The organism is Variovorax sp. dw_954, from assembly GCF_018449755.1.
GTDB lineage: Bacteria > Pseudomonadota > Gammaproteobacteria > Burkholderiales > Burkholderiaceae_C > Variovorax.
Genome location: NZ_JAAVVD010000002.1, coordinates 329,550 through 350,405 on the forward strand (window position 1 = coordinate 329,550; position 20,856 = coordinate 350,405).

Consider the following 20,856-nt stretch of genomic DNA (forward strand, 5'->3'; position numbering starts at 1 on the left):
AATGCCACGGGCACTCCTGCTGTCCGCTTTACCTGAGAGATTCGCCCCACGATCGGGGTTTGCTCCTTCGGTGGACCGCCTGGTTGCGCGGTCTCTCTCCAGCAAGAAAACGCCCGTTGGAGCGGGCGCCTTGTCAGTCCTTTTGCCTGAGCGTTCGGACCCATTCTTTAGGGGGCCTGCGCCTTCGGCGGTCCCGTTGCCGGGGCGCTCTCCTGACCGGCGGAATTCTACTGTCAGGCCGCCACGGGCAGGATCACCGCGTCGGGATTTTCACGGACGTAGTCGCGCAGGATGGCGTCGATGCTCTCGTCGGCATACAGGCCCAGGTCGCGCGCGCGCACCCATTCGAAGCGGCCCGGCCAGCCGCTGATGATCTCGGTGATGGTGCGGTCGAGCCGCATGTCCAGCAGGTCGGTGGCGGCGGCGCCGCCGATGCGGTGCAGCGCCTGGACCATCTCGTCGACGCTGACGCACAAGGATGGGAGGTTGACGGCGGTGCGTGGCCCCCATTTGGCGTGTGGTGCGGTCGCGGCGCAGATCAGCCCCTCGATGGTGCGTGCGGGCGACGAGAGCGCCACCATCGTTTCCGGCGGCACGGGGCAGCGCGAGGGCAGCCCGGCCAGCGGCTCGCGGAACATGCCGCTGAGGAAGCCCGACGCGGCGCCGTTGGGCTCGCCCGGCCGCACCGCCACGGTCATGAGGCGCACGCTGCGCGCGTGGACGTAGCCCTTGCGCCCGTAGTCGGCCACGAGCTGCTCGCCGATGAACTTCTGCGTGCCGTAGCTGGTCTGCGGCGTGGGCAGCGTGTCGTCCTCGATCACATGGGGCAGGGGCGCGCCGTACACGGCCAGGGAACTCGCGTACACGAGCAGCGGCCGCGTGTGCTGGGCCCGGCAGGCCTCCAGCAGGGCATAGGTCGCCAGGAAATTGCTGCGCATGCCGAGTTCGAAGTCGGCCTCGGACTCGCCGCTCACGGCGGCGGCCAGGTGGAACACCACCGCCGTCTCCGGCGGAAGGGCGCGCTGCGGACTGTCCGGGGCCAGCAGCTCGCACAGGTCGCCGACGATCACGTTCACCCGGGGATGGCTCGCCAGGTCGTCCGGTGGCTGCACCCGGTCGACCAGCGTGAGCGTGCCGAGGCGATGCTCCTTGCCGCCGCCGACGCCAAGGGAGCCCCTGGCCAGCAGCTTGCGCGCCAGTCGCGCCCCGAGGAAGCCCGCGCCGCCGGTGATCACGATTTGCATCGGTAGTTCTCCTGTCCTGCCAGCTTAAAACGATGTCATAGCGCATCGCCTCCCTTCTGTGAAGCAGGAAACACGCCGATACAAAATGTAAACAAAAAACGCGCCGTGCGGGCGCGTTCTGGCGGGAGAGCGAGGGGTAGCTACTACATGCCGACGTAGTTGGGTCCGCCGCCGCCTTCCGGCGTGACCCAGACGATGTTCTGGGTCGGATCCTTGATGTCGCAGGTCTTGCAGTGCACGCAGTTCTGCGCATTGATCTGCAGGCGCTGCTTGCCGGCGTCACCGTCGGGCACGAACTCGTAGACGCCGGCGGGGCAGTAGCGCGACTCGGGGCCGGCGAACTTGGCCAGATTGACGTTGACCGGCACTGACGCGTCCTTCAGCGTCAGGTGGGCCGGCTGGTGCTCCTCGTGGTTGGTGTTGCTGATGAACACGCTGGAGAGGCGGTCGAAGGTGAGCTTGCCGTCGGGCTTCGGGTAGACGATGGGCTCGCACTCGGCAGCCGGCTTGAGCGCGAGGTGATCGGGCTTGTCGCGGTGCAGGGTCCATGGCACGTGGCCCTTCAGGAGGAACTGCTCGACGCCGTTCATCAGCGTTGCGACACCCAGGCCCTTCTTGAACCAGCTCTTGAAGTTGCGCGCCTTGTACAGCTCCTTGTAGAGCCAACTCTTCTCGAACGCGGCAGGGTAGGCCGTGAGTTCGTCGTGCTGGCGGCCCGCTTGCAGCGCGGCGTAGGCCGCTTCGGCGGCCAGCATGCCGGTCTTGATGGCCGCGTGGCTGCCCTTGATGCGGCTCACGTTGAGGTAGCCGGCCTCGCAACCCACCAGGGCGCCGCCCGGGAACACCGTCTTCGGCAGCGACATCAGGCCGCCGGCCGTGATGGCGCGTGCGCCGTAGCCGATGCGCTTGGCCGGCTTGATGCCGTGGGCCTCGTCGCCTTCGAGGTACCAGCGGATGTTCGGGTGCGTCTTCCAGCGCTGCATCTCCTCGAAGGGGCTGAGGTAGGGGTTGCTGTAGTCGAGCCCGGTGATGAAGCCCAGCGTGACCTTGTTGTCCTCCATGTGATAGAGGAAGGCGCCGCCGTAGGTGTCGCTCTTCATCGGCCAGCCGGCCGTGTGCAGCACGAAGCCGGGCTGGTGCCGCTTGGGGTCGATCTCCCAGACTTCCTTCACGCCGAGGCCATAGGCCTGCGGGTCCTTGCCGGCGTCGAGCTTGAACTTGCTGATGAGCTGGCGGCCGAGGTGGCCACGTGCACCTTCCGCGAAGATCGTGTACTTGCCGTGCAGTCCCATGCCGAGCTGGAAGTTGTCGGTGGGTTCGCCGTCCTTGCCGACGCCCATGTTGCCGGTAGCGACGCCGCGCACCGAGCCGTCGTCGTTGTAGAGCACTTCCGCCGCGGGGAAGCCGGGGAAAATCTCGACGCCGAGGTTCTCGGCCTGCTGGGCCAGCCACTTGGTGAAGTTGCCCAGGCTGATGATGTAGTTGCCGTGGTTCTGGAAGCAGTCCGGCAGGAAGAAGTTGGGCGTGCGGTAGCCGGTCTTCTCGCTGAGGAACACCATGGCGTCGTCGGTGACGGGCTGGTTCAACGGGGCGCCAAGTTCGGCCCAGTCGGGCAGCAGCTCGTTGAGCGCGCGCGGGTCCATGATGGCGCCGGAGAGGATATGCGCGCCGGGCTCGGAGCCCTTTTCCAGCACGACGACGGAGACTTCGGTGTTGTTCTTGGCCGCCAGCTGCTTCAGGCGGATCGCGGTGGACAGGCCCGCGGGGCCGCCACCGACTACGACGACGTCGTACTCCATGGCTTCGCGGGGGCCGAACTGGGCGAGGATTTCGTCGTGGGTCATGGGGTCTGGCCGATAATGTTTTTTGGTTGCAGGGGAGCGGGGATGCACGGCATTTTATGCGGCGCGTGGTCTCATCCCCTGTCATTCGGCGATGCCGCCTGTGGCGTCGCCCCGCGCAACGCACGAGGGACTCCCGCCATGACATACAGCATCGATCTCGCGGGCCGGGTGGCCTTTGTCACGGGGGCGTCGAGCGGGCTCGGCGCGCAATTCGCCCGAACGCTCTCCCGCGCCGGCGCCGCCGTGGTGCTGGCCAGCCGCCGGATCGACAAGCTCAAGGAGCTGCGTGCCCGCATCGAAGGCGAGGGTGGCGATGCGCATGTGGTGGAGCTGGACGTGACCGATCGCCAGAGCATCAAGGCGGCCGTGGCGCGCGCCGAGACCGAGGTCGGTTCCATCGACATCCTCGTCAACAACTCGGGCGTCAGCACCACGCAGCGCCTGCTCGACGTGGACGAGGACGACTACGACTTCATCTTCGACACCAATGCCAAGGGCTCGTTCTTCGTGGCACAGGAGGTGGCGCGCCGCATGATCCAGCGCGCCCGCGGCGCCGCGCCGGGCACCTACACGGGTGGCCGCATCATCAACATCGCATCGATGGCGGGGCTGAAGGTGCTGCCGCAGATCGGCGTGTACTGCATGAGCAAGGCGGCGGTGGTCCAGATGACGAAGGCCATGGCGCTGGAGTGGGGCCGCTTCGGCATCAACGTGAACGCGCTATGCCCCGGCTACATCGAGACCGAGATCAACCAGCACCACTGGGACACCGACGGCGGCCAGAAGCTGGTCGGCATGCTGCCGCGCAAGCGCGTGGGCAAGCCCGAGGACCTGGATGGGCTGGTGGTTCTGCTGTCGAGCGCGCAGAGCCATTTCGTGAACGGCGCCGTCATCGCGGCCGACGACGGGTTCGCACTCTGAAATCGCCCGCGTTCCCCGGCATCGCCGCTGGCCTGGCGGCAGGTGCGCTGTGGGGCCTGGTGTTCGTGGCGCCGCGCATGGTCGGCAACTTCGGCATGGTCGACATCGCGGCGGCGCGCTTCGTGGTGTTTGGCGCGGCTTCGGTGCTGATGGTGTTCACACGACCGCCTGCGCAGCGCTGGCCCACGATGCGCCAGGGCTGGGCGGCGCTGGCCCTCAGCGTACTGGGCTTCACGGGCTACTACGTGTTGCTGGCCTTTGCCATCCAGCAGGCCGGCACGGCGGTGCCGAGCCTGGTCATCGGCACCATCCCGGTCTGGATGATGCTGCTCGGGCGCCCCCCTGGCCTGCGCCTGCGGACGTTGTTGCCCGGCCTGGCGCTGACCGCGGCCGGCATCGCGCTGATGGTGGCGACTGCCTGGCCGGAATCCGGCGCGGGTGCGCCGTCCTTCGGCGCGGGCCTGCTGCTTGCGGTGCTGGCCATGGCAAGCTGGACGGCCTTCGGCTTGCTCAATGCCGCATGGCTGGGGAGGCACTCCGACGTGGCGGCGGCCGACTGGGCCAACTGGCTCGGCATCGCCACGGGGCTCGGCTCGCTGCTGCTCTGGTGGGTGGCCGGTTCCGGCGTGGCGGCGTTCAGCGCGCAGCCCAACGTGCTGATGTTCTGGCTCATCGCGCTGGCCGGTGGCGTGGGCTCCTCGTGGCTGGCCACGGTGCTGTGGAACGTGGCCAGCCAGCGCCTGTCGGCCAGCCTCTGCGGCCAGCTGATCGTGAGCGAAACGCTGTTCGCGTTGCTCTACTCCTTTGCCTGGGACGGCCGCTGGCCGCACGTGGCCGAATGGGCGGCGGCGGTATTGTTCGTCCTTGGCATCCTCGCGTCCATCAAGGCACACCGATGAAGATCGAAATTCCCGAGAAGAAAAAGCTCGTCTACGAAATGACCATCCCGATCCGCTGGGGCGACATGGACGCGATGCGCCATCTCAACAACGCCAGCTACTTCCGCTTCATGGAGACGGCGCGCATCGACTGGTATCACTCGCTCGGCGCGTCGAGCGATCCGAACGGCGAAGGCATGGTCATCGCCAATGCCTTCTGCAACTTCTATCGTCAGCTCGAATATCCGGGCACGGTGCTGACGCGCGTGCACGTCAGCGATCCGGGCCGCACCACCTTCGAGACCTGGACGACGATGGCGCGGACCGAGGCGCCAGATGTCATCTGCGCGGCAGGAGGCGCGACCGCGATCTGGGTCGACTATGCGAAGCAGAAGGCCATCGGGTTGCCGGATTGGGTGCGCAAGCTCGTCAGTGACGAGGGCTGACTGCGGCTGTCCTGACCTTGCTTTTGGGTGGGCGCCTGCGCCGGGTCGAGCCATTCATCTGCCGGGCGGCTCCACGCTCGGCACGCGGCTCACGGGTGGTTCATGCAGTCTTTGCCAAAGGCTCGGGCGGCGACCGCGGTATCAAGGGCTTCGCGGAGCAGTTTGATCTTTCCGCCCTCCGCCAGCAGCACGCCGGCGTAGGTCTGGGCGTAGATCTTGCCCGTATCGACGACGGCAGCCTCAACCTCGTACTCACCGAAAACCTTGTCAGGCGTCTGGATCCAGAGCTTGATGTTCTTGAAGCGGAAGTCGGGCATCTTCACGAGGATTCCCGCGATCAGCTTCTCGATCGCTGCGGGCCCCTGCGCGCGGACCTTCACCCAGGGAAGTTCGATAACGCCATCTTCGGCAAACAGGGCGGCGGCCGCGGCCGGATCCCTGATCTGGTCCAGATAAGCCTGGAGTAGTTCAGTCGCTGTTTTCATGGGTCCTCGCTGTGGGTGCTGGGGGGCTTGGCTCAAACTTGCGCGCTGCCACCGTCGACGAACAGTTCGACGCCCGTGACGAAGGATGAATCCTCGGAAGCCAGGAATACGGCGGCCTTGGCAATGTCTGCGGGCTGTCCGATTCGACCGATGGGGACCTGCGAGGTCAGGTAGTCGAGCAGGCCCTGCTGGTTCACCGCGTCGGGACCGGCGAGTTCAACCAGGCCTGGCGTGTGCACTGGCCCCGGAGACAGCGTGTTGACGCGGATCGCGTGCCCCTTCAGATCCAGGACCCAGCTGCGCGCCAGATTGCGAACGGCCGCCTTGGTCGCGCTGTAGATGCTGAAGTTCGCGGTGCCTGTGCTGCCGGTTGTCGAGCCGGCGAGGATCACCGACGCGCCGTTCAATGCCTTGTCGAGCAGAGGCAGGGCCTTCTGCACGGTGAACACGACGCCTTTGACGTTGCGGTCGAAGGTCTCGTCGAAGTGTTCCTCGGTGATGGCGCCGAGCGGCAGCATGGCGCCGCCGCCGGCATTGGCATAGAGCACGTCGATGCGCCCGTGCCCGGCCTTGACGGCGTCGTAGAGGCGGTCGATGTCGGCGAGGCGAGTGGAGTCGGCCCGTACCCCGCTTGCATTCGGGCCGTTGGCCGCCACGGCCGCATCCAGCTCGGCCTGTCGGCGGCCGGTGATGTAGACGAACGCGCCTTCCGACGCGAAGGCCTTCGCTGCTGCGAGGCCGATGCCCGTCGTGCCGCCAGTGATGACGGCGACCTTGCCGGTGAGTTTGTTGGCCATGTTTCGCTCCGTTGAATGAAAGGGTGAGCGAAGCTTAGATAATTCAGGTCAATGAATAAATGGGCGGATTAGTATTTATTATTTCATGGTTGTGAATAATGGAGGCCAGCCAAACCACGAACCCTCCAGCCATGGACCAACTGCTTGCCCTGCGCGTGTTCGCGCGAATCGCCGAGACCGGTGCGTTTTCCAAGGCTGCCGACTCGATGAACATTCCGCGCCCGACGGTGACCAAGCTCGTCCAGGATCTCGAGCGCCACCTGGGCGCCAAACTGCTGCAGCGCACGACACGGCAAGTCAGCGTGACGCCGGAGGGCGCGGCCTACTACGAGCGCGCCACGCGTCTCATCGCCGAGCTCGACGACATGGACGAAAGTGCCACGCGAGCGCGCGCCCAACCCCGCGGTCGCATTCGCGTCGATGTCGGCTCCGTGCTGGCAAACATGATCCTGATTCCGGCCCTGCCAGGCTTTCGGGCGCGCCACCCCGAGCTGCATGTCGATCTCGGCGTCAGCGATCGCCCGCTGGATCTCATCGGCGAGGGCGTCGATTGCGTCATACGCGGCGGCGAGCTGGCCGACACGTCGATGGTGGCCCGGCGCATTGCGGATCTCGATTGGGTCACCTGCGCCAGCCCCGTCTACCTGGGCGCGCGCGGCACTCCCAGGCATCCGTTGGAACTCGTAGCCAGCGAGCCCGCGTCGGGGGACAAGACCCGTGTACCAGGCCATGCCATCGCGGGCTATTTCTCTTCGCTTACCGGCAGGGCCTTTCCTCTCGAGTTCCGCAAGGGAGAGGAGCACCTGCTGGTGCAAGGGCAGCCAGTCGTGGCCGTCAACGAGAGCACGGCGCATCTGAGCGCGTTGCTCGCGGGTGCCGGCATCGGACAGACATTCAAGTTCGCGGTCGCGCCTCATCTTGCCGCAGGGCATCTGCGCACGGTGCTGGGCGAATGGACGCGGCCTCGGCACCCGCTGCATCTGGTCTATCCCAGCAGCCGGCATCTGAGCGCGAAGACCCGGGTCTTCGCGGACTGGGTGGCCGAGGTGTTTGCGCCGTTCGATGATCGTTGAAGAGATGCGAAGGCCGGAGTGGACTGGCGTATGCGTCGGATATCACCGATCCCAATACGGCGGATCCCCAAACGCATCCCTGAGGCACTGCACAAAGGCCCGGAGCTTGGCTGACACGCGCCGCCCGTCGGCATGCGCCACATAGACGGACTCCGGCGCCGCCTGCAAGCCAAGGTCGAGCACCTGCAAGGCACCCGTCTGGATCGACGGGCCGGCGATGAAGGTCGGCAACAGGGCGATGCCCAATCCGGCGGCAACCGCATCCCGCATCAGGTCGCCGTTGTTGACGCGCAAACCCACGGTGGCGCGGATCGCGACGGCGCCGTCCGGCCCCTGAAAACGCCAGTCGGCCACGCCGCGGTTGGTATAGAAGATCCCACGATGCCGTTGCAACGCCTCCAATGAATCGGGCCTGCCATGACGCTCCAGGTAGGCGGGTGAGGCCACCAGCAGGCGGCGGCTCGGGGCCAACTGCCAGGCCACCAGCCGGGAGTCTTCCAGCGGTCCGTGGCGGACCACGGCGTCAAAGCCATCTGCAGCGGCATCGACACGCCGGTCATCGAGATCCAGCGTCAGCGCCAGCCTTGGGTGCTGCGCCAGGAAGGGGTAGAGCGCCGGGCCCAGATGCATGCGGCCGAAGGTCACCGGCGCCGCGATGCGCAGCGGGCCGGCCAGGCTGCCGCGGCGCTCGGCCATGTCCGAGGCTGCGTCCTCGACCTCGCGCAGGATGCGCGTCGCGCGCTCCAGAAAGGCGTTGCCGTCCTCGGTCAGGCTCAGCTTGCGCGTCGTGCGGTGCAGCAGCGCGGCGCCGAGGCTGCGCTCCAGGTCGGCGAGGCGCTCGCTGACGATCGATTTGGACAGGTGCAGGCGCCGTGCTGCCTCGCTGATCGAGCCCGATTCCGCGATGGCCGCAAAGCTGGCGATGCCGTCTAGCTTGAGCATTGTTCGACTTTCCCGGAAGGTAGATCAGATGTTTGCAATCTACTGCGAACAGTCCCTCGTCTCCACACTGAGTCATGTCTGAAGGCGGACACCGTTCGCCGGACCATCCAATCGGAGTCAATCATGGGACGTTTATCTGGAAAAGTTGCTGTCGTCACCGGCGCGAGCTCGGGCATCGGCCATGCCACCGCCAAGCTCTTCGCGGCCGAAGGCGCCAAGGTGGTCGTCGGCGCGCGGCGTCAGGGCGAGCTGAACGATCTGGTCGACGAGATCCAGCGCGGCGGCGGCGAAGCCACTGCGCTGGCTGGCGACGTGCGCTCGGAGGACTATGCCAAGGCCCTGGTCGAACTGGCTGTGCAGCGCTTCGGGCGGCTCGATATCGCCTTCAACAATGCTGGCACCCTGGGTGAGGGCGGGGCGAGCACCGAGGTCTCCGAGGCCGGCTGGAACGATGCCATCGCCATCAACCTGACGGGCTCCTTCCTGGGCGCCAAGCACCAGATCGCGCAGATGCTGAAGAACGGCGGCGGCTCGGTGATCTTCACGTCCACCTTCGTCGGCCACACCTTTGCCTTCCCCGGCGTGGCGGCGTATGCAGCCAGCAAGTCAGGCCTGATCGGGCTGACACAGGCGTTGGCGGCAGAGTTCGGGCCGAAGGGCGTGCGGGTCAACGCGATCCTGCCCGGCGCGGTGGACACGGCCATGTATCGCAGCATGAACAACACGCCCGAGTCGCAAGCCTTCGTGACGAACCTGCATGCGCTCAAGCGCGTCGCAAAGCCCGAGGAACTGGCCCGCTCGGTGCTGTACCTGGCCTCGGACGATGCCGCTTTCGTGACCGGCACCGCTTCGCTCGTGGATGGCGGCGCGTCGATCACCCGCACCTGAGCGCGTCGATTCACGAACGTTCACGCCGGTTTGCTCGCGTATTTGCGCGGCACGGCTTTCGGAAAAAGCCGGAGCGCGGCACACCTTCTGAGGGCCCCAGGGCCGGGCCGCGCCCGGCCCGCCCCCCGCGGGGGATCAAGTCGAGATGGCAAAGCCACATCGACTTGAGAGGCTACGCAGGCGGCAGCACGATGCGCGCCTCGAAACCGGTGGCTGCGCCTGTGGGCGGCGAGCGCAACTCGAGCCGTGCGCCGTGCTTCGCCACGATGGTGGCGACGATCGACATGCCGAGGCCGTAGCCGGTGTGCTCTGCGGTGTAGCGCTGGTGACGCTGCTTGAGGTTGCCCAGTTCGGCTTCGCTCACGCCAGGGCCGGCGTCGCGCACGACGAGGTGGCAATCGGCGGTCACCTCGACCAGTACGCGGCTGTCTCCCGCGTAGTTCAGGCTGTTCTCGATGAGATTGCGCAAGGCGATCGCGAGCGCGTCGAAGTCGCCCATGACGATGGGCGCGGGCTCCGTCTCAGGCACCTCGAGGTCGATCCGGTCGCGTGCATGCAGGTCCTGCCAGAACTCCTGTGCCACGGTGGCGCCGAGCCGCACCAGGTCGACCCTGCCGCGCGCGAGCGAAGCGCCGGACTCTGCGCGCGAAAGCTGCAGCAGCTTCTCGGCCCGATGGGCCAGCGTGTGCAGCGCATTCAGCGCGGCCTGCACATCGCTGCGGCGCAGGTCGTGGTCCAGCGCGGTCTGCAGTCGCAGGCGGGCGGCCGCCAGCGGCGTGCGCAGTTCATGCGCCGCATTGGCCGCCAGTGCGCGCTCCACGTCGAGCGCTTGCGAGAGCCGCTCCAGCAGGCGGTTGACGTCGTCGCCCACCACTTTCAGTTCGCGCGGGAGGCCGGGCAGGGCGATCGGGCGGAGGTCGGCGCCACTGCGCCGCGCGATCTCGCCGGCCAGGGCGCGCAGCACCTTCAGCTCGCCCCGCGCGATGTGGCGCAGCAAGAGGGCGAGCAGCGGTATCACCGCGATCAGCGGCACCAGCAGCCCGAACAGCGTGTGGTTCAAGGCCTTGCGCCGGTCGCGCAGCGGGTCGGCCACCTGCAGGAACAACTCGCGCGTCGGATGCCGCACGGTGTAGATGCGCCAGGCCTCGAGGTTGGCGAAGCCGGGTGCGTTGGATACGTCGAAGGTATTGGGCGGCGTCTCGGCCGAGCGCAACAGTGCTCGGTCGTCGCGGTCGACCAGTTGGTAGACCACGGCGGCATCGGGGAACAGCGGTGTGGGCGCGATCAGGGGCGCACCGGGCTGCAGGTCGGGCTGGCGCCGGTCGAGTTCCTCCACGGCGATATCGAACATGCGGTGGGACACCTCGACCAGTTCATTGTCGAAGTTGTAGTTGATCTCGCGGTCCACATACCAGACCACCGCCAGCACGCACAGGATCCACACGCTGCCCACCCACAGCGTGAGTGCCCGGGTGAGCCGGCCGGCCAGCGTGTCCGGGGCTTTGATCATTCCTCGGCGTTGGAGAAGGCGAGCCGGTAGCCGAGGCCGCGCAGCGTCTGGATATGCGCGCGGCCCAGCTTGCGGCGCAGGCGGCTGATGAAGACTTCGAGCGTGTTGCTGTCGGTGCCGTCGTCGTAGCCGTAGAGCGCGTCCTGCAGCACTTCGCGCGTATGAATGCGATCCGGGCGGGTCGCCATCACGCGCAGGAGGGCCCACTCCTTCTGGGTCAGTGTCACCGGCACGCCTTTCTTGCGGACCAGGTCGCGCGCCAGGTCGATCTCGATGGCCCCAAGCTGCAAGACGGGCGCATTGCCGACGCTCCGGCGACGCTCCGCGGCGCGCAGCCTCGCAAGCAGTTCGCCCGGGTCGTAGGGCTTGATGAGGTAGTCGTCGGCGCCGGCGTCCAGGCCGCGGATGCGGTCGGTGACCTGGTCTCGCGCGGTGAGCACGATCACGATGGGGCGATCCTTCAGGACGCGAATCGCGGGGAGCAGCGAAAGGCCGTCGCCGTCGCCAAGGTGGAGGTCGAGCAGCACGGCGGCGTATTGCGCGGAGACCAATGCCACGCGCGCCTCGGCCAGGCTCTGCACCGCATCGACCACGAAGGCCTTGGCGTGGAGATAGCCGCACACTGCATCGGACAGCGCCACGTCGTCTTCGACCAACAGTACGCGCACACGAGGCTCCTGGATAAGTGAAATGCGGGAGTCTAAAGGGCCGGTCGACGTCGTGGCCGGCGCTGCGGAGTGGGGCGGGGGTCCTTCAGAATGCGTTCAGGTGGGCAACCTATGCTGGAAGGTTAGCCCATGAATCGCGTATCGCTCCGCGGCCCTCTCGCCGCCACCCTCCTTTCGCTTGTCCTCATCCTCCTCTGGGACGCCTCCGGCCTGGACATGGCCGCCGCACGCCTGTTCGGCACGCCCACCGGCTTTCCATGGCGCGACAACCATCGGCTGATCCTCTGGCTGCACGAGGTGCCTCGCTTTGCAAGCTGGGCGATGGTCCTGGGGCTGTTCCTCGCGATTCGCCGGCCGTTCTGGGTGCTGCGCCGGCTCGATCCGCGCGATCGGGTCCAACTCGCGATCTCGGTGCTGGCCGGGGTGCTGGCGGTGTCGCTGATCAAGACCGGCAGCCGCACCAGTTGCCCGTGGGACATGCAGGTCTTCGGCGGTGTCGCGACCCACGTGTCGCACTGGGCCTGGGGCGTGCGTGACGGCGGGCCGGGCAAGTGCTTTCCCGCGGGCCACGCGTCGGCCGCATTTGCCTACCTTGGCGGCTGGTTCGTTTTCCGCCGCCGGGACCCGGCCATTGCATGGCGCTGGCTGGCGGCCGTGGTGGTGATTGGCCTGGTGCTCGGCATCGCGCAGCAGATGCGCGGCGCCCACTACATGAGCCACACGATGTGGACCGCCTGGATCTGCTGGAGCATTGCCTTCGCGATCGACTTCCTCGTGACGCGCGGGCGCGGCACGGCGCCGGTGTCAGGCGGCACGGGGCGTGACGCCGCATCGGCCGGATGGCCTTCTTCCTCCGGGCGATCGGGCAACTCCGACGGGCCGTTCGCGCGCATCGGCGCCTGGCTGGCGCGCCCGCGCTCGCCGCGCAGCATCATCCTCTGGCTCAGCTTGTACCTGGCGTTGGCGGCCAACTGGGCGCTGTGGCGGGAGCTGGTTCACCTGGGCCAGACGCCGGGCGTGTACCTGCGCACCATCGCCGTGATGGTGCTGTTGTTGATGACGGGCACCGTCGCGCTGCTGTCGTTGACGGCCTGGTCGCGCTGGTTCAAGCCGGTGTGGATCGTGCTGGTGCTGCTGGCGGCGGCGGTGCAGCACTACATGCTGGCCTACGGCATGGTCATGGACCCGTCGATGGCGGCCAATGTCCTGCAGACCGACGTGCACGAAGCACGTGACCTGCTGGGTTGGCGCATGCTGGCGAACGTGCTGCTGGTTTCGGTGCTGCCGGTGTGGTGGCTCTGGCGCGTGCCTGTCGTGCGCATGGGCTTGTGGGCCAACGCCTGGCGCAACGGGGCGCTGCTGTTGGGCTGTGCCGCCGTCGCGGCTGGCGGCATCATGGCCATGAACCAGCAACTGGCGCCGTTGATGCGCAACAACGTCCACTTGCGCTACATGCTCAACCCGCTGGCCGCGGTCTACTCGGCCGCCACCGTTGTCGCACGGCCGCTGTTCGTCTACACGCGCAAGCTGGTGCCGATGACCGCCGGCGCGGCGCTGGGGCCCAGCTATGCGAACCAGGGCAAGCCGCCGCTCTACGTGATCGTCGTGGGCGAGACGGCACGGTCCGACCATTTCTCGTTGAACGGCTACGCGCGCGACACCAACCCCGAACTGGCCCGGCGCGATGTGCTGAGCTATCGCAATGTTCACTCCTGCGGCACCAACACACTGGCCTCGGTGCCCTGCATGTTCTCGCCGCTCGGCAAGGAGGCCTTCGAAAGCAGCAAGGACGACCACGAGAACCTGCTCGACGTGCTGCAAGCGGCCGGGCTGGCGGTGCTGTGGGTCGACAACCAGGCCGGCTGCAAGGATGTCTGCGTGCGCGTGCCGAATGCGTCAGCGATCGACGGCCTGCAGCCCGCGGCGAAGGCGGCCCTGTGCGAAGCCGGCGAGTGCCTGGACGACGCGCTGTTGCTCGACCTGGACGCGCGCCTGGCCGGCCTGCCGAAGGAGCGGCGGGCCAAGGGCGTGGTGCTGGTGATGCACATGATGGGCAGCCACGGACCGGCCTACTACAAGCGCTCGCCGCCCGATGCGAAGGCGTTCGTGCCCGAGTGCAGGACCAACGCGCTGGCCGAGTGCGGCCATGAGCAGTTGATCAACGGCTACGACAACTCGATCCGCTACACCGACCGCGTGCTCGGGCGCACCATCGACTGGCTCAAGGCCCAGTCGAAGAACTACGACGCGGGCATGTTCTACGTCAGCGACCATGGCGAATCGCTGGGCGAGTATGGCCTGTTCCTGCACGGCCTGCCCTACAGCATTGCGCCCGAGGAGCAGAAGCACGTGCCGCTGGTGGCCTGGTTCAGTGAAGGCTTGCGCCAGCGTGCGCGGCTGTCGGCGAGCTGCCTGAAGGGCGACCTCGATTCGCCGTACACGCATGACAACCTGTACCACACCACGCTGGCAATGATGGACGTGCAGACGCCGACCTTCAAGCCGGCGCTGGACATGTTCGGCAAGTGCCGGGGGGACTAGGCTCGCCCCCAGGTCGCCGCGTTGCGGCTCTCCCCCCCCGACCGGGGGCAACACCAGCGGCCCGGCGAAGCCGGTTCCGCGGTGTTCCTGGAAAGGAGACGGGACTATTGCGCTTGCTTTTTTTCCCGGGGCACGCGCCCCATCAGGAAGAACTCCGGGTTCGGCTGCATGCCGCTGAAGCTGGCCAGGCGGTTGGAGAGGCCGAAGAAGGCTGTGATGGCGGCGATGTCCCAGATGTCCTCGTCGTCGAAGCCGTGCGCGTGCAGGGGAGGGAAGTCGGCTTCGTCGATCTCGTGCGAGCGATCGCAGACTTTCATGGCGAAGTCGAGCATGGCGCGCTGGCGCGGCGTGATGTCGGCCTTGCGATAGTTCACCGCGACCTGGTCGGCGACCAGGGGCTTCTTCTCGTAGATGCGCAGCAGCGCGCCATGGGCCACCACGCAATAGAGGCACTGGTTGCGCGCGCTGGTGGTGGTGACGATCATCTCGCGGTCGCCCTTGGTCAGCGAGCCTTCCTCTTTCAGCATGAGCGCATCGTGATAGGCGAAGAAGGCGCGCCATTCGGCGGGGCGCCGCGCGAGGCCGAGGAATACGTTGGGCACGAACCCGGCCTTTTCCTGCACGGCGAGGATGGCGGCGCGGATGTCTTCGGGCAGGTCAGCCAGTTCGGCAAGGGGGTAACGGGCGGGCATGGGTGTCTCGTCTTGTTGTCGGGTGGGCATGATAGGACGCACGCCTGCGCCTGGCGCCTCATGCGGCTTTGCAAGCAAGCGCGGAACGAGGCGCAGCGCCGCAGACAGTGCCGCAGAACGGCAAGGCGATCCAATGCAGTCGTACGTTCGATGGCGGAGCCGTGTCAGGGCAGCGCCGGCCCTTGGTCGTCCGGCAGCACCGCGTGATCGCTCTCGTCCTTGAGCGCGATACCGCTCAAGCCGCGGTGCAGCGCCTCGCGCATGAGCCACGACAGCTTGAAAGCGGCGGTGTCATAGGCCAGCCCCTCGGGTCGCACGTTCGAGATGCAATTGCGCTCGGCGTCGTGGCGGCCATGGCGCGGCGCGTGCGTGAGGTAGATGCCCAGGCTGTCGGGTGAGCTGAGGCCGGGGCGCTCGCCGATCAGCATGACCGAGAGCCTGGCGCCGAACAGTTCGCCGATGTCGTCGGCAAGCGCGACGCGAGCCTGCGTCGCGATGACCACAGGGGAGAGGCGAAGCGCCGGCGGCAGGTGCGGGCGCAAGGCCGCGAGCAGCGGTGCGGCATGACGCGCGACTGCGAGTGAGGACAGCCCGTCGCCGATGACGAGGCAGACGTCGCAGCCTTCGCCCGGCCGCTCGCCCAGGGCCGCGCGCAAGCGGTCCGCGTCGTCCGCATCGAGGCGGCGACCGAGGTCCGGCCGGCGCAGGTAGGTGGTGCGATCGCCGGCGCGGCTGCGGGCCCGCGTGGTGGTCCAGCCGCCAGCATCGAGTTCGCGTTCAAGGGCATCGGCATCGAGGGGCGCATGGATCGCGTCGCGGGCCATCGCATGGGCCCAGCCGAAGCGCAGGGTTTCGTCGGTCGGCATCCCGTTGCCGGCGCGGCCCAGCGCGAGGCGCGCCGGCGTGGCGGCGCGCCAGGAGGTCCAGGGGCTGGGCGTGACGGCGGTCATTGGGAATCCTTGTGCGTGGGAATGGCCCCGGTCATGACGCGCCCAGCGCGGCAAGCTGGCCCATGCCGTGCAGCAGGCGGTTGGTCGAGGGCGTTTCGAGGCCGCCGTCGGGCGAGGTGATGCGCATGCGCTGCAGCCAGTCCTCGAACTCCGGCGCGCGCTTCAGGCCCAGCGTCTCGCGCAGGAAGAGCGCGTCGTGGAAGGAGGTGCTCTGGTAGTTGAGCATCACGTCGTCGGCGCCCGGCACGCCCATGATGAAGTTGATGCCGGCGGCGCCGAGCAGCACCAGCAGCGTGTCCATGTCGTCCTGGTCGGCCTCGGCATGATTGGTGTAGCAGACGTCGCAGCCGATCGGCAGGCCGAGCAGCTTGCCGCAGAAGTGGTCTTCCAGGCCCGCGCGGATGATCTGCTTGCCGTCGTAGAGGTACTCCGGCCCGATGAAGCCGACCACGGTGTTGATGAGCAGCGGCTTGTAGCGCCGCGCGAGCGCATAGGCGCGCGCTTCGCAGGTCTGCTGGTCGACGCCGGAGTTGGCGTTGGCCGACAGCGCGCTGCCTTGGCCGGTCTCGAAGTACATGACGTTGTGGCCCACGGTGCCGCGCCCGAGCGACAGCGCCGCCGCGTAGGCCTCGTCCAGCAATGCCGGCGTCACGCCGAACGAGAGGTTGGTCTTCTCGGTGCCGCCGATCGACTGGAACACCAGGTCCACCGGCGCACCCGCCTCCGCCAGACGGATCGTGTTGGTCACATGCGTGAGGATGCAGCCTTGCGTGGGTATCTCGAAGCGCTGGATCACCTCGTCCAGCATGCGCAGCAGCGAGCCCAGCACCGGCAGGCTGTCGGAGACCGGGTTGATGCCGATCACCGCGTCGCCCGCCCCCATCAGCAAGCCGTCCAGCGTGGAGGCGGCCACGCCGCGCAGGTTGTCCGTCGGATGGTTGGGCTGCAGTCGCACCGCCAGGTGGCCCGGCAGGCCGAGCGTGTTGCGAAAGCGCGTGACCACGCTGCACTTGCGGGCCACGGCGATCAGGTCCTGGTTGCGCATGAGCTTCGACACTGCGGCCACCATCTCGGGCGTGAGGCCGGGCGCGAGTTCGCGGAGCGCTTCGGTGGTGGCCAATCCGGACAGCAGCCAGTTGCGGAAGTCGCCGACCGTGAGATGCGCCACCGGCGCGAAGGCCTCGCCGTCATGACTATCGATGATGAGCCGCGTGATGTTGTCGTCTTCATAGGGCACCAGCGCCTCGGTGAGGAACTGCTTAAGCGGCATGTCGGCCAGCACGTGGCGGGCGGCCATGCGCTGCTGCGCCGTGGCGGCGCCGATGCCGGCCAGATAGTCGCCGGAGCGGGCCGGGCTGGCGAAGGCCATCACCTGCCTCAGGTCGTCGAACACAAAAACCTGCGAGTCGATGGTCGTGCTGTAGCGCATGTTTCAGGGCGTTGGATCAGGTCGAGAGCATGGTGTCGGGCGCGGCCGCGTGGCGTTGGGCGGCCGTGGCGCGGAAGTATGCATAGGCGACCGCCATGAGACCGCAGAACAGCAGTGTCAGCAAGCCGTTGAACCAGATCATCGCGCCAAGGCAAACCAGCCCGAGCAGTAGCGCGATGGCCGGGAACACCGGGTAGAAGGGCGCCCGGTACGTGCGCTCCAGGCCCGGCTCGGCGGCGCGCAACTTGAACAACGCCGCCATCGAGACCAGGTACATCACGATCGCGCCCAGCACCGACATCGTGACGATGTTGGCCGTGAGCGTCTGACCGCCGAACTGCACCCACTCGTCGCTGAAGATGGCCGCGATGCCGATCGCGCCGCCGGCGAGCAGCGCGCGATGCGGCGTGTTGAAACGCGGGCTGAGCGCCGCGAGGAAGCCCGGCAGGTAGCCGGCACGGGCCAGCGCGAAGATCTGGCGCGAGTAGCCCATGATGATCCCGTGGAAGGACGCGATCAGCCCGAACAGCCCGATCCACACCAGCATGTGCATCCAGCCGCTGTTGTCGCCGACGACCACCTTCATCGCCTGCGGCAGCGGGTCGTTGATGTTGGCCAGCTTGCGCCAGTCGCCGACGCCACCCGCGAAGACCATCACGCCGAAGGCCAGCAGCACCAGCGTCAGGATGCCGGTGGTGTAGGCAATGGGGATGGTGCGGTGCGGGTCGCGCGCTTCCTCGGCCGCCATGGCCGCGCCCTCGATGGCGAGGAAGAACCAGATCGCGAAGGGGATCGACGCGAAGATGCCGGAGATGGCCGCGCCGTTCAGCACCTCGCCGCCGGCCCAGCCATTGGCGGTGAAGTTGGCCAGCGTCCAGCCCGGCGTGACCACGCCCATGAACACCAGCAGCTCGACGATGGCCAGCACCGTCACGAACAGCTCGAACGCGGCCGCGATGCCGACGCCGACCCAGTTCAGCGCAATGAAGATCACGTAGGCCCCCAGCGCGAACCACTTCGGATTGATGCCCGGGAACTGCACGTTGAGATAGGCACCGATGGCCAGCGAGATCGCTGGCGGCGCGAACACGAATTCCACCAGCGTGGCAAAGCCGGCGATGAAGCCGCCGGTCGGCCCGAATGCGCGGCGCGCATAGGCGAACGGCCCGCCCGCGTGCGGTATGGCGGTCGACAGCTCGGTGAAGCTGAAGATGAAGGTGGTGTACATGGTGGCGACCAGCACCGTCGCCAGCAGGAAGCCCAGCGTGCCGGCCGTGTTCCAGCCGTAGCTCCAGCCGAAGTATTCGCCCGAGATCACCAGGCCGACGGCAATGCCCCACAACTGGACGGGACCAAGCACTTTCCTGAGGCCGGAGGACATGTTGGCTTCCTGTTACACGAGTGGCGATGGAAGTGGCGAGCAAGAGGAATGCCACCCGTGTTGCTTGGCAATAATGGCCGCTTTCTGCTCATCAAGGAAATACCGTGCGTCTTACCCTCAGTGCCGTTCTTCTTTCTCTCTGCATCGTCCCGGCCGCCACGTGGGCCCAAAGCAAGCCCGAGACCACGCCCAGCGGCCTGGTCTACGAGTCGATCAAGGACGGCACGGGCGCATCGCCGTCCGCCACCGACACCGTCAAGGTGAACTATCGCGGCACCTTCCCCGATACCGGCAAGGAGTTCGACAGCTCCTATTCGCGCGGCGAGCCCGCCGAGTTCCCGCTCAACCGCGTGATTCCGTGCTGGACCGAAGGCGTGCAGAAGATGAAGCCCGGCGGCAAGGCCAAGCTGACTTGCCCGCCCGCCATCGCCTACGGCTCGAAGGGCGCAGGCGGCACGATTCCGCCCAATGCCACGCTCAATTTCGAAGTCGAGCTGATTTCGATCAAGGGACGCTGAGCGACCACGCCAATTCATGGCCGATCGCGGGCACACCTGGGCGGCCCCAGGCGGTCGGCGTCGATCCTTCGATCGGCCTCATCGGACATGCGCAGCGGCGCTTCGAGGGTCCGCGCGTGCGGTGAAACCGGGGCGGTGAGGGCCCTTGCGTGAGAAGCGTCTCCCTGGCGATGCGCAATTTCCGCTTTGTCACGTTTGCACCCGGTGAACGGCTTTTCGGAGGCTACAGTTCATGCCATCGCACCGCGCCGAGGCGCCTGCTTCGCAACATTCCACCCCCGTTCCCATGACCAATCTCGTCGTTCACGGCGGCACGCCCCTGCGTGGCCGCATCATCCCTTCGGCCAACAAGAACGCCGTGCTGCCGGTGCTTTGCGCCACCTTGCTCACCTGCGAACCGTTGCGCCTGCTCGGCGTGCCGGACATCACCGATGTCCGCAAGATCCTCGAGATCTTCCGCACGCTCGGCAGCGACGTGAAGATGGACCATGCCACCGGTACGCTCGAACTGCACCACCACGCCACGGTGTTCGACTGCAAGAACCACCGCCTGCCCGAGGAGATGCGTTCGTCGATCATGCTGGTGCCGCCGCTGCTGGCGCGCTTCGGCGTGGCGCGGCTGGAAGACAACGTCAAGGGCTGCACGCTCGGCGTGCGCGAGATCGACCCGCACGTCGACGTGTTCCGCCGCTTCGGCAGCGAGGTCGAACGCGCCGAGGGATCGCTGATCGTGCGCCGGGCCAACGGCGCGCTGCTTCCCAACGATCACTGGCTCGACTACGCGTCGGTCACGACCACCGAGAACTTCGTGCTGTGCGCCGCTGCCGCGCATGGCACGTCGACGCTGACCAATGCCGCCTCCGAGCCGCACGTGCAGGAGTTCTGCCGCTTCATGGCCATGATGGGCGTGCGCATCGAGGGCATGGGTACCTCGCGCCTGACGGTGCACGGCGGCAGCAAGCTGAGCGGCGGCGAGTTCCGCTTTGACGAGGACTTCCACGAGATCACCACCTTCCTGGCGCTCGGCGCCATCACGGGCGGCGACGTGATCGTGCGCAACAGCGCGCCCGAAACCTTTCCGCTGCTCGACCGCACCTTCGAGAAGTTCGGCGTGAAGATCACCCACGAGGACGGCTGGTCGCGTGCCACCTGCACCGGTCCGCTGAAGGTGCAGACGCCTTTCTCCAGCAACGTGCTGACCAAGGTCGAGGCGGCGCCGTGGCCTTACTTCCCGGTCGACCTGTTGCCCATCTTCATCGCGCTGGGCGTGCGGGCGCAGGGCAACGCGATGTTCTGGAACAAGGTGTATGACGGCGCGCTGGGCTGGACCGGCGAGTTGTCCAAGTTCGGCGCGCATGTGTTCTCGTCGGACCCGCACCGGCTCATCACCTTCGGCGGCAATCCGCTGACCCCGGCCGTGGTCGAGAGCCCGTACATCATTCGCGTCGCGATCGCGCTGTTCATGGTGGCGGCCAGCATCGAAGGGCGCTCCGAGATCCGCAACGCCACGCCCATCCGGCGCGCCCATCCGAACTTCGTCGAGAACCTGCGCAGCCTTGGCGTGCAGGTGGAGTGGACCAGCGAGGAGTAAGGGAGTCTCCCAGGCCGCTCTCGTGGATACGCGCCGCGCGCCATGGCACAGTGCGGAT

General features: G+C 67.2%; 19 protein-coding genes and 2 riboswitches. Of the genes, 8 read left to right on the plus strand and 11 right to left on the minus strand.

Annotation, left to right across the window (positions count from 1 at the left end; all coding sequences use genetic code 11):
• Window positions 1-9: 9 nt before the first annotated feature.
• Window positions 10-112, minus strand: a riboswitch (glycine riboswitch).
• Between the two features lie 12 nt (window positions 113-124).
• Window positions 125-225, minus strand: a riboswitch (glycine riboswitch).
• Between the two features lie 8 nt (window positions 226-233).
• Complete coding sequence (gene denD, locus HB681_RS04665) at window positions 234-1,244, minus strand: D-erythronate dehydrogenase (protein ID WP_213953601.1); 1,011 nt, start codon at window positions 1,242-1,244, stop codon at window positions 234-236.
• Window positions 1,245-1,387: 143 nt separating this feature from the next.
• Window positions 1,388-3,088: an electron transfer flavoprotein-ubiquinone oxidoreductase gene (locus tag HB681_RS04670; protein WP_213953602.1), complete on the minus strand. Its 1,701-nt coding sequence runs from the start codon at window positions 3,086-3,088 to the stop codon at window positions 1,388-1,390.
• Between the two features lie 138 nt (window positions 3,089-3,226).
• Between HB681_RS04670 and HB681_RS04675 the strand changes: the two genes are divergently transcribed.
• Genes HB681_RS04675 through HB681_RS04685 form a run of 3 tightly spaced genes read left to right on the plus strand, consistent with a single transcriptional unit; the run spans window position 3,227 to window position 5,333 of the window.
• The gene (locus HB681_RS04675) at window positions 3,227-4,009 is read left to right on the plus strand and encodes an SDR family oxidoreductase (protein ID WP_213953603.1); all 783 of its coding nucleotides are present in this window, start codon (window positions 3,227-3,229) and stop codon (window positions 4,007-4,009) included.
• A 20-nt stretch (window positions 4,010-4,029) separates the two neighbouring features.
• Window positions 4,030-4,908, plus strand: a complete 879-nt coding sequence (locus HB681_RS04680; protein ID WP_345944631.1) for a DMT family transporter — start codon at window positions 4,030-4,032, stop codon at window positions 4,906-4,908.
• Window positions 4,905-5,333, plus strand: a complete 429-nt coding sequence (locus HB681_RS04685; protein ID WP_213953604.1) for an acyl-CoA thioesterase — start codon at window positions 4,905-4,907, stop codon at window positions 5,331-5,333. The genes HB681_RS04680 and HB681_RS04685 overlap by 4 nt, the downstream gene beginning before the upstream one ends.
• Window positions 5,334-5,422: 89 nt before the next feature.
• Here HB681_RS04685 and HB681_RS04690 read toward each other — a convergent pair whose 3' ends face one another.
• Complete coding sequence (locus HB681_RS04690; protein ID WP_213953605.1) at window positions 5,423-5,818, minus strand: nuclear transport factor 2 family protein; 396 nt, start codon at window positions 5,816-5,818, stop codon at window positions 5,423-5,425.
• A gap of 32 nt (window positions 5,819-5,850) precedes the next feature.
• Entirely contained in the window at window positions 5,851-6,615 is a 765-nt protein-coding gene (locus HB681_RS04695; protein WP_213953606.1) for an SDR family oxidoreductase, read from the minus strand.
• Between the two features lie 131 nt (window positions 6,616-6,746).
• Here HB681_RS04695 and HB681_RS04700 point away from each other — a divergent pair, with 131 nt between their 5' ends.
• On the plus strand, window positions 6,747-7,688 hold the full coding sequence (locus HB681_RS04700; RefSeq protein WP_213953607.1) for a LysR substrate-binding domain-containing protein: 942 nt from the start codon (window positions 6,747-6,749) through the stop codon (window positions 7,686-7,688).
• Between the two features lie 42 nt (window positions 7,689-7,730).
• Here HB681_RS04700 and HB681_RS04705 read toward each other — a convergent pair whose 3' ends face one another.
• Window positions 7,731-8,630: a LysR family transcriptional regulator gene (locus tag HB681_RS04705; RefSeq protein WP_213953608.1), complete on the minus strand. Its 900-nt coding sequence runs from the start codon at window positions 8,628-8,630 to the stop codon at window positions 7,731-7,733.
• 123 nt (window positions 8,631-8,753) lie between these two features.
• Between HB681_RS04705 and HB681_RS04710 the strand changes: the two genes are divergently transcribed.
• Complete coding sequence (locus HB681_RS04710) at window positions 8,754-9,518, plus strand: SDR family oxidoreductase (protein ID WP_213953609.1); 765 nt, start codon at window positions 8,754-8,756, stop codon at window positions 9,516-9,518.
• 172 nt (window positions 9,519-9,690) lie between these two features.
• Here HB681_RS04710 and HB681_RS04715 read toward each other — a convergent pair whose 3' ends face one another.
• Window positions 9,691-11,028, minus strand: a complete 1,338-nt coding sequence (locus HB681_RS04715) for an ATP-binding protein (protein WP_213953610.1) — start codon at window positions 11,026-11,028, stop codon at window positions 9,691-9,693.
• A complete protein-coding gene (locus tag HB681_RS04720) occupies window positions 11,025-11,696 on the minus strand; it encodes a response regulator transcription factor (RefSeq protein WP_213953611.1) in 672 nt (223 codons plus the stop codon). The genes HB681_RS04715 and HB681_RS04720 overlap by 4 nt, the downstream gene beginning before the upstream one ends.
• Before the next feature lie 129 nt (window positions 11,697-11,825).
• Here HB681_RS04720 and HB681_RS04725 point away from each other — a divergent pair, with 129 nt between their 5' ends.
• The gene (locus HB681_RS04725) at window positions 11,826-14,237 is read left to right on the plus strand and encodes a phosphoethanolamine--lipid A transferase (RefSeq protein ID WP_345944620.1); all 2,412 of its coding nucleotides are present in this window, start codon (window positions 11,826-11,828) and stop codon (window positions 14,235-14,237) included.
• A gap of 104 nt (window positions 14,238-14,341) precedes the next feature.
• Here HB681_RS04725 and HB681_RS04730 read toward each other — a convergent pair whose 3' ends face one another.
• The 4 genes from HB681_RS04730 to eat form a co-directional block, all read right to left on the minus strand.
• Entirely contained in the window at window positions 14,342-14,929 is a 588-nt protein-coding gene (locus HB681_RS04730; RefSeq protein WP_213953612.1) for a peroxidase-related enzyme, read from the minus strand.
• 164 nt (window positions 14,930-15,093) lie between these two features.
• The gene (eutC, locus tag HB681_RS04735) at window positions 15,094-15,879 is read right to left on the minus strand and encodes an ethanolamine ammonia-lyase subunit EutC (RefSeq protein WP_213953613.1); all 786 of its coding nucleotides are present in this window, start codon (window positions 15,877-15,879) and stop codon (window positions 15,094-15,096) included.
• 31 nt (window positions 15,880-15,910) lie between these two features.
• A complete protein-coding gene (locus HB681_RS04740; protein WP_213953614.1) occupies window positions 15,911-17,308 on the minus strand; it encodes an ethanolamine ammonia-lyase subunit EutB in 1,398 nt (465 codons plus the stop codon).
• A gap of 16 nt (window positions 17,309-17,324) precedes the next feature.
• The gene (gene eat, locus HB681_RS04745; RefSeq protein WP_213953615.1) at window positions 17,325-18,689 is read right to left on the minus strand and encodes an ethanolamine permease; all 1,365 of its coding nucleotides are present in this window, start codon (window positions 18,687-18,689) and stop codon (window positions 17,325-17,327) included.
• A 104-nt stretch (window positions 18,690-18,793) separates the two neighbouring features.
• Here eat and HB681_RS04750 point away from each other — a divergent pair, with 104 nt between their 5' ends.
• Window positions 18,794-19,207 (plus strand): FKBP-type peptidyl-prolyl cis-trans isomerase, encoded by a 414-nt coding sequence (locus HB681_RS04750; protein WP_213953616.1) that lies wholly within the window; start codon window positions 18,794-18,796, stop codon window positions 19,205-19,207.
• Window positions 19,208-19,493: 286 nt separating this feature from the next.
• The gene (locus HB681_RS04755; protein WP_213953617.1) at window positions 19,494-20,798 is read left to right on the plus strand and encodes a UDP-N-acetylglucosamine 1-carboxyvinyltransferase; all 1,305 of its coding nucleotides are present in this window, start codon (window positions 19,494-19,496) and stop codon (window positions 20,796-20,798) included.
• Window positions 20,799-20,856: the final 58 nt, after the last annotated feature.

What these genes read in the sequence shown, in the direction of transcription:
- denD (WP_213953601.1), bottom strand. Translation starts at nt 1,244, where the DNA reads ATGCAAATCGTGATCACCGGCGGCGCGGGCTTCCTCGGGGCGCGACTG.
- HB681_RS04670 (WP_213953602.1), bottom strand. Translation starts at nt 3,088, where the DNA reads ATGACCCACGACGAAATCCTCGCCCAGTTCGGCCCCCGCGAAGCCATG.
- HB681_RS04675 (WP_213953603.1), top strand. Translation starts at nt 3,227, where the DNA reads ATGACATACAGCATCGATCTCGCGGGCCGGGTGGCCTTTGTCACGGGG.
- HB681_RS04685 (WP_213953604.1), top strand. Translation starts at nt 4,905, where the DNA reads ATGAAGATCGAAATTCCCGAGAAGAAAAAGCTCGTCTACGAAATGACC.
- HB681_RS04690 (WP_213953605.1), bottom strand. Translation starts at nt 5,818, where the DNA reads ATGAAAACAGCGACTGAACTACTCCAGGCTTATCTGGACCAGATCAGG.
- HB681_RS04695 (WP_213953606.1), bottom strand. Translation starts at nt 6,615, where the DNA reads ATGGCCAACAAACTCACCGGCAAGGTCGCCGTCATCACTGGCGGCACG.
- HB681_RS04700 (WP_213953607.1), top strand. Translation starts at nt 6,747, where the DNA reads ATGGACCAACTGCTTGCCCTGCGCGTGTTCGCGCGAATCGCCGAGACC.
- HB681_RS04705 (WP_213953608.1), bottom strand. Translation starts at nt 8,630, where the DNA reads ATGCTCAAGCTAGACGGCATCGCCAGCTTTGCGGCCATCGCGGAATCG.
- HB681_RS04710 (WP_213953609.1), top strand. Translation starts at nt 8,754, where the DNA reads ATGGGACGTTTATCTGGAAAAGTTGCTGTCGTCACCGGCGCGAGCTCG.
- HB681_RS04715 (WP_213953610.1), bottom strand. Translation starts at nt 11,028, where the DNA reads ATGATCAAAGCCCCGGACACGCTGGCCGGCCGGCTCACCCGGGCACTC.
- HB681_RS04725 (WP_345944620.1), top strand. Translation starts at nt 11,826, where the DNA reads ATGAATCGCGTATCGCTCCGCGGCCCTCTCGCCGCCACCCTCCTTTCG.
- HB681_RS04730 (WP_213953612.1), bottom strand. Translation starts at nt 14,929, where the DNA reads ATGCCCGCCCGTTACCCCCTTGCCGAACTGGCTGACCTGCCCGAAGAC.
- eutC (WP_213953613.1), bottom strand. Translation starts at nt 15,879, where the DNA reads ATGACCGCCGTCACGCCCAGCCCCTGGACCTCCTGGCGCGCCGCCACG.
- HB681_RS04740 (WP_213953614.1), bottom strand. Translation starts at nt 17,308, where the DNA reads ATGCGCTACAGCACGACCATCGACTCGCAGGTTTTTGTGTTCGACGAC.
- eat (WP_213953615.1), bottom strand. Translation starts at nt 18,689, where the DNA reads ATGTCCTCCGGCCTCAGGAAAGTGCTTGGTCCCGTCCAGTTGTGGGGC.
- HB681_RS04755 (WP_213953617.1), top strand. Translation starts at nt 19,494, where the DNA reads ATGACCAATCTCGTCGTTCACGGCGGCACGCCCCTGCGTGGCCGCATC.